14 protein-coding genes are annotated in these 13,012 nt (G+C 39.3%); 7 read left to right on the top strand and 7 right to left on the bottom strand.

The genetic code is table 11. The features are described 5' to 3' along the window. Nucleotides 1-3: 3 nt before the first annotated feature. The 4 genes from O2Q26_RS14920 to O2Q26_RS14905 all read right to left on the bottom strand — a co-directional run bounded on the left by O2Q26_RS14920 (nucleotide 4) and on the right by O2Q26_RS14905 (nucleotide 3,057). A complete protein-coding gene (locus tag O2Q26_RS14920; protein WP_289216664.1) occupies nucleotides 4-501 on the bottom strand; it encodes a type 1 glutamine amidotransferase family protein in 498 nt (165 codons plus the stop codon). Between the two features lie 461 nt (nucleotides 502-962). After that, nucleotides 963-1,466 carry a DUF3794 domain-containing protein gene (locus tag O2Q26_RS14915; RefSeq protein WP_289216663.1) on the bottom strand — a complete coding sequence of 168 codons (504 nt, stop codon included), beginning with the start codon at nucleotides 1,464-1,466 and terminating at the stop codon, nucleotides 963-965. Between the two features lie 107 nt (nucleotides 1,467-1,573). After that, nucleotides 1,574-2,107: a DUF3794 domain-containing protein gene (locus tag O2Q26_RS14910; RefSeq protein ID WP_289216662.1), complete on the bottom strand. Its 534-nt coding sequence runs from the start codon at nucleotides 2,105-2,107 to the stop codon at nucleotides 1,574-1,576. 26 nt (nucleotides 2,108-2,133) lie between these two features. Next, entirely contained in the window at nucleotides 2,134-3,057 is a 924-nt protein-coding gene (locus O2Q26_RS14905) for a DUF3794 domain-containing protein (protein WP_289216661.1), read from the bottom strand. Nucleotides 3,058-3,827: 770 nt separating this feature from the next. On the opposite strand from O2Q26_RS14905, the gene O2Q26_RS14900 reads away from it, so the two are divergent. Beyond that, nucleotides 3,828-4,211 (top strand): hypothetical protein, encoded by a 384-nt coding sequence (locus tag O2Q26_RS14900; protein WP_289216660.1) that lies wholly within the window; start codon nucleotides 3,828-3,830, stop codon nucleotides 4,209-4,211. A 607-nt stretch (nucleotides 4,212-4,818) separates the two neighbouring features. On the opposite strand, the gene O2Q26_RS14895 is transcribed toward O2Q26_RS14900, so the two are convergent. Further along, the gene (locus O2Q26_RS14895; RefSeq protein WP_289216659.1) at nucleotides 4,819-6,183 is read right to left on the bottom strand and encodes an LVIVD repeat-containing protein; all 1,365 of its coding nucleotides are present in this window, start codon (nucleotides 6,181-6,183) and stop codon (nucleotides 4,819-4,821) included. A 545-nt stretch (nucleotides 6,184-6,728) separates the two neighbouring features. Here O2Q26_RS14895 and O2Q26_RS14890 point away from each other — a divergent pair. After that, on the top strand, nucleotides 6,729-7,079 hold the full coding sequence (locus O2Q26_RS14890; RefSeq protein WP_289216658.1) for a YqfO family protein: 351 nt from the start codon (nucleotides 6,729-6,731) through the stop codon (nucleotides 7,077-7,079). A 203-nt stretch (nucleotides 7,080-7,282) separates the two neighbouring features. Then, the gene (locus O2Q26_RS14885) at nucleotides 7,283-7,780 is read left to right on the top strand and encodes a GNAT family N-acetyltransferase (protein ID WP_289216657.1); all 498 of its coding nucleotides are present in this window, start codon (nucleotides 7,283-7,285) and stop codon (nucleotides 7,778-7,780) included. 109 nt (nucleotides 7,781-7,889) lie between these two features. Here O2Q26_RS14885 and O2Q26_RS14880 read toward each other — a convergent pair whose 3' ends face one another. Then, nucleotides 7,890-8,792 carry a ferritin family protein gene (locus tag O2Q26_RS14880; protein WP_289216656.1) on the bottom strand — a complete coding sequence of 301 codons (903 nt, stop codon included), beginning with the start codon at nucleotides 8,790-8,792 and terminating at the stop codon, nucleotides 7,890-7,892. A gap of 111 nt (nucleotides 8,793-8,903) precedes the next feature. Beyond that, complete coding sequence (locus tag O2Q26_RS14875) at nucleotides 8,904-9,035, bottom strand: hypothetical protein (protein ID WP_289216655.1); 132 nt, start codon at nucleotides 9,033-9,035, stop codon at nucleotides 8,904-8,906. A gap of 380 nt (nucleotides 9,036-9,415) precedes the next feature. On the opposite strand from O2Q26_RS14875, the gene pgsB reads away from it, so the two are divergent. The 4 genes from pgsB to ggt are packed head-to-tail and all read left to right on the top strand — an operon-like array spanning nucleotide 9,416 to nucleotide 12,925. Further along, nucleotides 9,416-10,609 carry a poly-gamma-glutamate synthase PgsB gene (gene pgsB, locus O2Q26_RS14870; RefSeq protein ID WP_289216654.1) on the top strand — a complete coding sequence of 398 codons (1,194 nt, stop codon included), beginning with the start codon at nucleotides 9,416-9,418 and terminating at the stop codon, nucleotides 10,607-10,609. Nucleotides 10,610-10,622: 13 nt separating this feature from the next. After that, nucleotides 10,623-11,099 (top strand): poly-gamma-glutamate biosynthesis protein PgsC, encoded by a 477-nt coding sequence (gene pgsC / locus O2Q26_RS14865; RefSeq protein ID WP_289216653.1) that lies wholly within the window; start codon nucleotides 10,623-10,625, stop codon nucleotides 11,097-11,099. Between the two features lies 1 nt (nucleotide 11,100). After that, nucleotides 11,101-11,271 carry a hypothetical protein gene (locus tag O2Q26_RS14860; RefSeq protein WP_289216652.1) on the top strand — a complete coding sequence of 57 codons (171 nt, stop codon included), beginning with the start codon at nucleotides 11,101-11,103 and terminating at the stop codon, nucleotides 11,269-11,271. Nucleotides 11,272-11,275: 4 nt separating this feature from the next. Next, entirely contained in the window at nucleotides 11,276-12,925 is a 1,650-nt protein-coding gene (gene ggt, locus O2Q26_RS14855; RefSeq protein ID WP_289216651.1) for a gamma-glutamyltransferase, read from the top strand. Nucleotides 12,926-13,012 lie beyond the last annotated feature (87 nt).

The following is a 13,012-nucleotide window of genomic DNA, read 5'->3' as shown; positions in this document are numbered from 1 at the left end:
ATCCTAAATCGCTTCCAAAGCTTTTGTCTTTTTACCGTTTTTCTTTAGAAGAGTGTCGGTGATTTTCAATTGATCCCCACCGACGAACCAAATTCCGCTGAGATCTTTAATTTTATTTACCATTTTGTTCTTTTGAGCATTACTCTTCCATTTTCTCTCGTTCTCATCTGTTCCACTGAAATCATGGGAAGATAATTCGAGGATTTCAATCGAGGATTGCTCTACTCCGTAAGAAATCAAATCTTCCTTAAATTTTTCAGTGGATTTCAAAGATCCTGAAGCGGCAGGTACAATGCCGATTTTTGCATTCTTGTCACCTCCAGCTAAATCAATGAACTCTTCATACACCTCCACATTGCTTGTCCCAAGTGATCCCCCGGCAATGACAAGGCTCCCCTTAATAGCGGGATCATCTTTTCCTTTAGCTGCAAGACTGGATGTTCCTGAACCAACGATGACGACCATCACTAGCACAAGCATGATAAGCTTACTTACCTTCATAGAATTTGCTCCCTTCTTTATTTACCTCTCGATTATGAATATGCAAGAATCGTGCCAACTCAAAAAACACTGAAAAGTCTGACTTTTATCTTCGGTTGGTTGTATATGGGTGAATATGGTTCTGTTTATAAAGACCAATGTGAGGAGAGGAACATACGACTTTTTCAAAAAAGCAGGTTTAGCTATAGACAATCTTTAACAAAAATATTTGTTAGGAAGATTGACGATTTGTTTTATAATAGACGGTTATCTAGAAGCTGAGTCTTCAAGTTAAGGGTCGGATTGTGGAAGGTTTTAAATAGAGATATTTATTCTTAAGACGCATAAGGAAGCTTATGCGTCATTTTATTCCTACCGATCAGTAATGAACTGAACGGTAGGTAGAGAAATATATGTGGTTATTTATAATATATTAGAAGGTTAGAGTTATTGTGAGTATCAATCATATATTTAGTGTTTTTTTATCTTTTATTATGGTAATCACAAGGGTGTTTAGGTTCCGGGTGATAAGGTGGATCGTTAATGACACACAGGCATAGGACTTTACAAATTTTAATTTTCCTTTTCAAAGTCGAAAAAACATGAATATCCTCAATAAAAGCTTTCACATCGATGTGAGGAGGGGTTTTTTTCTTTTTCTCTAAAATAACGAGCTCACAGAATGGGATATCGAAATGGAAGCTGTGAACGGGTTGATCGGGTTTTTCTGCTGTATATGTTATTTTCTGTTTAACCACTCCACTTACTAATAGCTTTGTATCGTATGGAGATTCAATTACCTTTGTTTCAATAATGAGGACCGAAGCGCTTACTTTGTTTATTTCCTCAATATTTGGTTTGGGTTTAGGAACAAAGGCATTTTCGATAATTGTAAACTGTTTATACGCAAGTGGGTATTCGGGAAATTCATTATTGGTTGCAATACCTGCATATGAAATCATTTCATTCGGTTTGAGGGAGGACATATAAAAACTCCTTTAACGGTTACTAAAAACAGTATATGGAATTAATGTTCTCCGGTGTGTCCTCATAAAGAAAATGGGCGCCCAAAGAAAAGAGGCGCCCATTCTTCTTAAGTCAGAAAAGGCACTAAAGCCTCATTGACCGTTGTATATGCGAAGATAATTACACATTTACTAATTGTTCGTGGATCCAAAAGGTTTATTTCAACATCTTCAATCAAAACATTTACCGGGCCTGCAAGTACATCGTTTAAAGAGAGACCTAAACTTGCAAGGAAGCTTTCTACCGTCTGTCCTTGAGGAATATTCAATGGAATATCAATGAACGTACAGAAAGGGTGTTCGAAATGAGCTGAGTGAACGGACTGTTGTTCAACGAGAGCGGTATAAATTACTTTTTGTCGAAGAAAACCATCAATGACTACTTTAACTCCTGTAGGCGTGAAAATCGTTCTTGTGCCGGTTACCACAGCTTCAATTAATAGTGTGTTAATTTGCTCCACGTCTGGTTTAACATCGGGAATAGTTAACCTCTCTTGGATCGCCATTTGGGTGCTTGGATTATCATCGTTGATAACTGGGAACTCATTTGGATCGGCAATGCCGATGATTTGAACAAAATCTCTTAAAACTCCATCTGCCATGTTATTTCATCCTTCCTTTTTAAATTTTATGGGCATGGCGTAATTGTGTTACCAAGTAGGTCCGTGATCGGGATTGTTAAGATCTCTACAGCACCTGATGAAAGGACAAGTGTAGCTGTGTTAGCTGTCTCATCAATGACTAGTGATAAGTCGACGTTGGTGCCTAGTAAACCTGCATCTACACCGGCTGCCAAAACTGTTAGAGTGGTATCGTCAGGGCTGCAAGTAATTTCTGTAATCAAGTCTGAACCGACTGCAATGTTCAATGGTAGACCGACTAAAGGAGTTAAAGTGAGGTCGATAAAGCTTCCGTCTGGATCACAGTCAGGACAAATGCCTACATCTAAAGTAGCTGTTACATCTCCTAATACAGGTGCTGTAACGTCCGCGGTAAGTCCTGTAGCACTGAATGAGCAATCACATGTTAATGGGAATAAATCAGGGTTAAGGTCTGCATAAACAAACAATATCACACATTTACTTACGGTTCGTGGGTCAAGAAGATTGATTTCAACATCTTCAATTAGGATGTTTACTTCTGAAGCCAGAATATCGTTGATCGAAAGTCCTAAAGAAGCGAGATAAGCTGGTACGGTTACTCCCTCAGGAATATCCAGCGGGATATCAATGAACGTACAGAAAGGGTGTTCGAAGTGAGCCGAGTGAACAGATTGTTCTTCGACTAAAGCTGTGTAAATCACCTTCTGACGGAGAATACCTTCAACTACTACTTTCACTCCCACTGGTGTGAAAATATTTCGTGTGCCTGTAATTTCTGCTTCAATAAGCAGTGTGTTGATTTGTTCCACATCCGGTTTAACTTCTGGGATCATCAACCTCTCTAGAACTGAAAACTGCGTGTAACGTGTGTCTTCGCCAATGACTGGGAATTGTGATGGATCAGCAATTCCGATGATTTGAACAAAATCTCTCAAAAAACCATTTGCCATATTAACATCTCCTTCATTTAGTATTCTGTTTATCATATGGAAAAAGCGTGTAGTGGTCTGTGCGTTTGGCAGAAAAAGTTGAAAACTGATGAATTGGACTAAAGAGGAGATTAACAAAGAGTTGAACTTCATATTGAGATAGTAGAATTGCTTTAAATATTTTAGTAGTTACTTCTAAGGGCTACGGGCCAGGAACATAATGCTTAACAAGTCTTGATTTCGAATATTAAACTAAAGTAAGCAACGAATAATTAGAAAAGATATTACCTAAAAAAGATGGCGATGTTATTGAAAGTAAAATTCCCTGCATAAAAATTGGCTATGGGTACTACTTTCCTGTTAAAGCAATTGATAAATAGTTAACCGAAACAGAAGCTGAAACATTTAAGTTATAATTTTGAATTCTAGTTTTAAATTAATGGAAGCTTTTATGAAACAAAGAGAAAATAATAAAAAAGAAATCAAGAAATAGGGGGATTTAAATGGAGCATTTTTTGATTTTTGGCTTTTAAATATGCTTTTTTACATAGGAATAATAGGCTTCGCCATATATTTTTTGAACACTATTTTACGTACAACACAAGAAAGAAATGAATACTTAAAGGAAATTCTTGATGAACTGAGAAAGAATTAACATCCTAGGGAATCTGGTTACTTGAAGAATAAAGCACGAAACCTTGAAACCGAGTCTTGCTTAAACGGGAGAAACTGTTCAATAGAGATAATCGTTTTTCCCTAACCTGACAGTTAAGAAAGAAGTATCAAATGATATGATAGCATCAAGAGGTGAACGTGTTTCGTTACGAAAAAAAGGAATAGTAATATTCTTAAGTATAATATTAGTTATATTTTTTCTTGTAGGTTGTGAGAAAGAGAGGGTAAATAATTATTACTTATCATTATCCGGAGAAAGTGAAAGTTGGGAAGTGGATTCCTATAAAATTTTGCTTAAACCTGACACTTTAAAAGCAGGAAATGGAAACCTAACTATGAAAAAGAAAACAGAGTTTAATACTGATTTCTTTAGTCTTAGAGTTCATGCTGTAATAGATAATGGGAATAGGGTCATTCAGGGGAAATCCATTAAGGGATGTGAATCAGATATTACTCAAACTACAACGGGGGCAACAAAAGGTGGAACCTATGTCTCTTGAAAACATTAGTGATATTTATATAATTATTGAATGGCAAGATAATAAGAAGGTAAATAAAGAGAAAATAGATTTATTTAATTTTAGAAATTTACCAGACCGGCATGATTATTGATGACTTGATAAAGCGTGAGTTATTCGATATCTATCTCCAATAAAGCTTAATATGTGCACATGGTAGATCAGAAAATCTTTCAATTCCTTATCAAGTAAGTAAATTTATTATAAGGTTACCAGTGTACTTGAAGTTTATTACCATCTGGGTCATAAAAGTGGAAATAAACATGCCCATTATCTTCTTTTAGATGCAGTGGGCATTTGTTCAATAAAGATGGTCATTTTTACGAGCAGAATAGGTAATATTGAGAGGGGATGAATATGAAACATTTTTCTTGGTTATGTATATCGTCCTTATTGTTAATTGTATTTCCAGTGAAATTAAAGCCACTCTAACTATCTCTATTTTTAGTCTTCTGCTAAAGGGGCAAGAACAGAATAAGGAGTTGTCATCACAACGACAACTCCAATTATCATTTAAGTTGGGAAAACAGCTCAGGCCGTAGAGAAAGTCTCTACGGCCTGAGAACTGCCTTGCCTAAGCAATTTTTGTTTATTTGCCGTTGTTTTTCTGTAAGACCTTTAATCCGTTATCCATATCAGAAGCGAGGATATAGTTTCGATCTACATCAACGCCCCAGAAATAAGCTCCTTCAGGAAGGTATTGTCCCGTTTGAACCGGATTTGCAGGATCTGTAATGTCGGCTGCAATAAGACCGCCTGCATAGTGAGATAGGTATAAGGTGTTGCCATGTACTTTAGGGTCGTGAACCGTGTTGGCAAATGTGATGCCATCTTCAACGTTATCAACTAAATCCGTCTTAAATGTACTTAGTTCTTTTGGATTAGCAGGGTCCTTAATGTCAAAAATTCTAGTGTATCCGTACGATTCTTCGTATCCCTCTTTAACAGGGTTGTAGACTTCTCTTGTCTCAATCAACACGTTTCCACCCTTAGCTAGAGCTGCAGAGTGAGCAGAGCCTTGTACATCTGGCGCGTAATCTGTACGGCCTTCATATTTTACGTTATAAGGATCAGAAATATCGAGAATGATCGTTCCTAAATCCCAGAAGGATAAGAGGGCCGTGTCCCCATTGGTATCGGCCATGGCGCTATGGTTGAAAACAGGTCTTGTTTTCCCATCGGGGGAATCCCAGTGATAGCCATTAAAGTCATCTGATACTTCCGGGAGTGTACGGGGATCAAATTCATAAATGGTTTCAGGCTGCTTTGGATCCGAGACGTCTACTAACGCAAAATCTTTATTCTCCCCATGGGTATAGTAGTCGGCGTAAGGGTTCGCTGATAGTACAAATGGTTTGCCATTTTGTACCGTTAAGTATAGTTCATGGGTTCCTGGAACACGCTTGTCCATTTCCCAGAAGCCAAGTTTTTCGGGGTTATGTGGGTCAGATACATCATATAAAAGGAAGCCGCCTTTAGAATCGGGGTTATTTCTATTTAACTGCTGAACACTGACAGCAGCTAATTCTCCCTTGAATTCAGGTGTGTTTACAGATTTAACAATCACTTTTTCTTGCCACGTGCCAGGAATGTCGTCTGCAAACTTAGCGATTTCTTCAGGGTTCTTAGGATCCTTCATATCAAAGATTCGAACTCCGCCTTCTCCGCCGTTCTTCGTATGTGTGCCTAAATAAGCATAGCCCTTGTGAGAATAAACGTCTGCTGTATTATTTTCGACCCCGTCATATTCTTTTAGAGGCGTCGCTGCAACTTCTTTCCAATTCGAAAGACTCTTGTCTCCTTCAATTTTAGGGATTTCATTTAGGTCCGCTTCATGTGCGCCTTTTTCAACCCCAACATCATCTAACATATCGTGAGCAAAAGCCGTGGGTGTAAATAAAGAGAAAGTCATGATACCAGCAAGCGTGGAATTCACTAAAAATTTTTTATTCATATTTTACCTCCAATTGAAATAGTTTCCATTTATTATAATAGCACAAAGTGAACAGTCCTTCATTAATTATTAGAAAAATAAGATAATTATCATAGGACCTGAACGAACAAGGTTGTGGTACTTTACAATGGGGTTAGTAAACCTATGTACCTGATCATTGGTGCAGAAAAATCTATAGTCCCTCTGATTGATTAAGAAAATTATATAGCTCTGAAAGACTCGAAAATTACCATGAAATAACCATGGGATCACTAGGCGGCAACCAAGTGTTTATACGTTGTTTAGTTTTCCTGCCTACTCTAAAGGCTTTAACTTTGAAAGAAGCCATCCGTATCATTGGTCTCAAGCATACATAGAAGAAGATTTATTGCAGGTAATTCTTTAACATAGTTTACGGTTAGGAGTTATTAAAGGGCAGAGAAGAATAGTAAATGACAATGAAACACTTTAAGTCGGGAAAAGAGACAAGGCTTTTAAAATAATTACTAATTTTCATCGTCGTGGATTATACTAGTGTTTAAATGAAGGAAAGGGAGGTTATGTGATTGAAATTGGTTGATATTTACCGCGTCAAAACATTTGTCATTCCAGAATATTTGGATGCAGTAGTACAGGGTATTCTGTCCATTGATGACTTAAAAGTCGGGAATTACAGAAACGTCATGTGGCAGTCCAAAGATGGAATGGAGCAGTTTGTCCCTTCAGGTGAGGCAGTTCCTACAGAGGGAGCGGCAGGAGCTAAAACGACAGTCACTTCAATTCGTATAGAATTTTCTATTCCTAGGGATGAAGCGCTATTGAGGAAGGTAATTGAAGAAGGGATCTACCCGAACCATCCGTGGGATGAACCGGTCGTACAAACTTCTGAGGAAAAGGAAGCAAGAAAACACGAGTAAACGAATGAACTCCATACCATTTCATGTGTGGAGTTATTATCTTCCGTCGAGAACATATTTACTCGAGGATAAATAGGGATATCTTAAATCTTCCCGTGTAATCTCTTTTTCACTAATGAACCAGGATAAATAAACACCTTAAGACTTTGCAGAAAGAAGAAGGGATACTTCTACAATATTATGAGTGAAATAGGAGAGAGGTTATGATAGTTAGAGAAATAAAAGCAACAGATGCAAAAGAATTTTCTGTTCTAACTAAACAAGTTGAAGGTAGTTCATATTATATGCTTTGGGAACCAGAAGAAAGAATTCTTACTCCTGAAAATCAATTTAACATGATTAGAAGTGTTCAAGAAAAAGAAAATTCAACGATACTTCTTGCTGAAAACCGTGGGGAACTTGTGGGATACTTGTTAGCTTTTGGTGGAAATGCTAAAAGGAATAATCATTCAGCTTACATAGTTATTGGGATTTTAAGTGAATACAGGGGCCAGGGAATAGGTGCTGAACTATTTAGAAAGTTGGAGGAGTGGGCTGCTGATCACAATATGCATAGGCTGGAACTGACAACAGTAACAAAGAATGAAGCAGGTTTATCACTATATAAAAAAATGGGATTTGAAATTGAAGGAACGAAAAGACACTCACTTTTAATAGACGGTAAATGGCTTGATGAGTACTACATGGCAAAACTCTTGTAATCATCAAATTGTTTTGATTTCAAGTGCTTTATGTATTAGGGGCGATAGCTGCACAGTAGCTATCGCTTTTTGTACTCACGAAGCTTTTTAAATGTTAATGTACAATTGGCTAAATTCTTGCAAGACCTCTTTCAAACGCTGAAAGATGATTTAAAGAGGCACTACGTAGTTGAGAAAAAACGATTTGAATATCAGTAGGAATATTAAATGATAAGAACTTTTCGTACATAGCAATATTGTCTATTTCCCCCTGAACGCCAGCAGCATATGCAGCTTTAATGCTTTCTGGAGTTGTAACAAATGACTGTGAGTTATCTTCAGGCAAAGGTACCTGATATCGTTCAAATAGAGGTAATAAAGCATTTATATGCCTCATTTCAGCTTCTTTTATTTGTTCGAAAGTACGAATATATCCTAAATTCCTTAGAATATTATCATATCTTGCTTGAGCCAGATATTCGTCTTGAAGAGCATATGTCAACATTTGAGGTAATGTTAATGCGGATACACTTAATGCCCCTTCAGCACCATAATTGTTAACTTGCCGATTGTTGTGTGTTACCTGTGGTTGATTTAGAAAGTACAAAAACCAAACAGCATGGTTTTGTTCGTCTGCAGCTGCACGTTGGAATCTTTCTTTAATAATGGGCTCTTGCGCTTTATCTGCAATATCTAAATAAAAATCAACAGCTTCTTGTTCATCTTTAAAAGCAAATTCAATTCCTGCTTTATACTTGACTGGACATTCTTCGATAATTTGGAAAGCTGCATCTTTTCCCGTTAGATGTTTATAAATTCTGTTGAATTCTTTAAGATGACGTTTTTTATCTTTTTGTATTTCGAGAATTCTATTCTTTTCGTCCTCTGTAGGTGCCATATTGGCCAATTTCTTATAACAAATAACAGCACTATACTCGGCATTAATGGCTTTCTGAATATCATTTATAAGGTGATTATCAATAGGCATCCGATAATAATCATAATAATTTAAACCATATTGATTTGAATACATGATCTTCCTCCATTCCATCCCATCCACTTATCATATGTTTTCTATCTGGGTAGCTGTGCAAGTTCGTTTCTTGTTATTTTGATTTTGTTGCATTTAATTTCAAAGATAAGGTCACCCACCAATTATATTGAATAAAATCGTACGTAACCCCATGCTCAGTAATTTACTGAGCGTGGGGTTTTGAATTTCATCTGCATTTTCACCCATAACCCCTACGAGAGTAGTTCCAATTAGTAGTTTCATAGCCAAAATGTTCCTTGATTATTTCAAAACACCAAAAAATCTAATAATTATTTTCCTGCACTTACGGGGATTTTTGGAGCAGGCGTGATCCTCCATAAGAAAGGGAGGTTTAGTAGATTAAACTGTAAAATTAGGATTCATTTCATATATAAATGTAATTTAAATGGAAAAAAAGGAAGCGAACTCCATACCTGTTCAATTGGATGGGGCATTTACCTCGAAAAATTCCGTCTTTTTGTGTAACAAGTATGATACATAATTTAATTTATGTGTAACGCTGGGGTAATTATCTTCTAGTATATTGGTCTGCGGATTAATGAATGTTTATACTTTGACAGGCTGTCATCCAAATAAAGTTAAACAATGGCATGGAGGTAAATATGGTAGTTGAACTAAGCATTATTTTATTACTGGGTTTGATCGCTTTTTTTCTTGGAGCCAAAGAAAAGTTTAAGAATAACAGAAACATAGAAAGTATTCCTGTGCGGGTCAACGTTAACGGTATTCGCGGGAAGTCGACGGTGACGCGATTAATCACCGGAGTCCTGCAGAAGGCTGGATATAAGACCGTCGGTAAAACGACAGGCACGGATGCGCGTATGCTGTACTGGTTTGATGCGCAGGAGGAGCCGATCCAGCGAAGGATGGAAGGTCCAAATATCGGAGAGCAGCGGAAGGTTCTGAACAAAACGGTGGAGTTAGATGCGGATGCGCTCGTGAGTGAGTGCATGGCGGTAAAACCGGATTATCAGGTTATTTTCCAGGAGGAGCTCCTGAAGGCGAATATAGGACTGATTGTGAACGTATTAGAGGATCATATGGACGTATTAGGTCCGACGCTTGAAGAGGTGGCCGATTCATTTGGGGCAGCGATCCCTTATGATGGCGACTTGATTGTCAACGAAAGCTCGTTTGTGCCTCATTTTAAAGAAATTGCGGCGCAGCGTAATACGAAGGTTCACGTATGTGATACATCTCTCGTTTCTGAAAACTTTCTGAAAAAATTCGAATACATGGTGTTCCCGGAAAACGCCGCATTAGCCCTGGCTGTTGCGGATATTTTAGGGATCGATCATGAAACGGCGAAGCAGGGGATGTTAGAAGCGTGGCCCGATCCGGGAGCGATGCAGATTCTTCCGATTGGTGACCGCCACAACCCGAGCTACCTGGTCAATGGATTCTCAGCCAATGACCCTACTTCAACCTTGAACATTTGGGAGCGCGTCAAGCAACTGAGCTATCCGACAGAAGCTCCTGTAATTATTATGAATTGCAGGGAGGACCGCGTCGATCGAACCGAGCAGTTTGCGAAGCAAGTGCTGCCTGATCTTCCGTGTGAAACGTTAATTTTGATGGGAGAGACGACAGGGCCGATTGTTGATGCCTATAAAAAGGGCGCCCTGCCTGTTCGAAACCTATTGGATCTGGAAGGCTATGAAACGGAAGAGATTGTCCGCGTGCTTCAGCCATTCCTGACTGGAAAGACGATTTACGGAATTGGCAATATTCACGGCGGAGCTGAAGAGTTAGTTAAACGATTAGAACAAAAGAAAATAATAAAAGGAACGGCATAGAAAGGAATTACTTATGTTTGTATTTGATACTGGAGATGTTTATTTAGCGTTAGTTGCTGGAATTGTTCTTAGTTTATTTTATACCGAGAAAACAGGCGTCCTGCCGGCTGGATTAGTCGTACCAGGGTACATCGCCATGCTGTTTACGTTTCCTGTGAGCATCGCGGTTATTTTTATGATAAGTTTCTTAACCTATTTAATTGTCATGAAGGGGATTGCGAAATTCACGATTTTATATGGCCGAAGAAAATTCACGGCGATGTTAACCGTGGGCATTGTCCTCAAAATCACCTTTGACATGGTGGTTCCAGGAATGTCTACGCCTGATATTGTCAGCGGCATGATGGCGATTGGAGTTATAATCCCTGGTTTGATCGCCAATACTATTCAAAAACAAGGCGTACTGCCGACAACAGCAAGTACATTGCTGCTTAGCGGGGTAACGTTTGGAATCGTAACATTATCAAGTTTAATCGGAGGAGGAATTTAAAATGGAAGCAACTATAAATTACAGAAAAAAGAGACAAGCCAAGAAAGAATCAAAATTAACGTTCAGTCAGTGGGTATTAAAAACAATCAAACGCCATAAGAAAAGAACAACCGCAGATGCCACGTTGGGACTAATCGTTACAGCAGCCATTATAGTCATCAATTTGGTATAAACAAATGAGTAGAAGTAAAACGTTCAACATTATGATCATCGGCTTATTTATCCTCATCCTGATTTTATTAAATTTCAGGCAGAGTGAACAAAAGACAGAGGACGATGATTATAAGTTGAACGATGCAACTCCCGACGAAGAAGAGGTTGGCTCTTATGGTGTAACATCGGATAGCACGATGGCAACAGAAGTAGGCATGAAAGTATTGGATCAAGGCGGAAACGCTGTTGATGCAGCAATAGCCGTAAGCTTTGTATTAGGTGTCGGAGAGCCCTATGGATCCGGCATCGGCGGAGGCGGCACGATGCTGATTCATCCGGAAAAAGGGAGCGATGAGTCGCCGGTCGTTTATGACTATCGTGAAGTCGCCCCCGATTCAGAGGATGTTCCGGAAAGCGGCACAGGAGTTCCAGGGTTTGTACAGGGCATGTATGACGTCCATGATGACCTTGGAAGCGTTGATATGGAACAGCTCATTGAACCTTCCATAAATGTTGCCAGTAATGGTGTAACGGTTTCCGAAACGCTGCACAATCGATTAAGTGATGCACAATACCGCATGCCGGATTTAGACCACATGTATCCGGACGGCGAACCAATTGAAGCGGGCGAAATCTTAAAGCAGCAGCAGCTCGCTGATACGTTAAGATCCATAAAGGATGAAGGACCAGACGCTTTCTATAAAGGCCATCTAGCAAACGAAATTACAGATTCAGAAAATAAAATCAGAAATGACGATCTAGAATCCTATAAAGTCGAAGTGTCAGAACCGATTGAAGGGCAGTTCGGCGACTACGATGTCCTGGCACCGCCCCCGCCATCCGGCGGCATTATGCTGCTGCAATCGTTAGAAATGGCTGATAAAGTGCAGATCGAAGATACGAAAGATAAGCCGGTCGATTTTGCCATGATGATGGGCATGATTAATCGTGTCAGCTACAAAGATCGGTTGGAAGAAGTCGGAGACCCAAGCTTTACCGACGTTCCAACGAGAGAGATGCTTTCAGAAGATTATATTAAGGAACTCACGTCCGATATTAAAGGATCAGATCTGTCGGACGAATACCGATCGAACTTAGATTCAGACGCCGACTTAGAGGATCACGAAAACACGACCCATTTCGTCGTGGTCGATAAAGACGGCATGATGGTGTCCGCTACAAATACGCTCAGTAACTTTTTCGGATCCGGCGAATACGTCGAAGGATTTTTCTTAAACAATCAATTGAAGAATTTCAGCAACAACGAAAACTCACCAAACAAACCTGAGCCTGGTAAACGTCCATTCAGTTATACGACCCCGGCCATCTTAGCAAAAAACGATAACCCCGTGATCGGCATTGGGGCCTCAGGAGGCCGGAGAATCACATCGGTCGTCGCCCAGCAATTAGTCCGAACGGTGAAGTTCAATGAGCCGATCCAAGCCGCAGTAGAGGAACCACGGACATTCCTTGAATTGGATGAAGATACGCTGCAGGTCGAGAGCGATTACGTGTTCTTAGAAGACCCGGAAGAAGATTCAGACGTAAACGTCAAATACTCTGACCGAACCACCTACTTCGGAAGCGTCCAAGGTCTCGTCATCGACTACGAAAATGACAACATCCACGGCGCCAGCGACCCTAGAAGACAAGGCAGCTGGGAGTCTGAATGATAGAGTATGGTGGAAGGATAACAGGTTAGGAGAAAGCTGTATTTGTTAACAACCATATTAAAAAAGCGAAAGCTTGCAGGAAAACAA

This window comes from Halobacillus campisalis (assembly GCF_030345335.1).
Lineage (GTDB): Bacteria > Bacillota > Bacilli > Bacillales > Halobacillaceae > Halobacillus_A > Halobacillus_A campisalis.
Note: the sequence above shows the minus strand (reverse complement) of the source record. Positions and strands in the feature narration are given on the sequence as shown.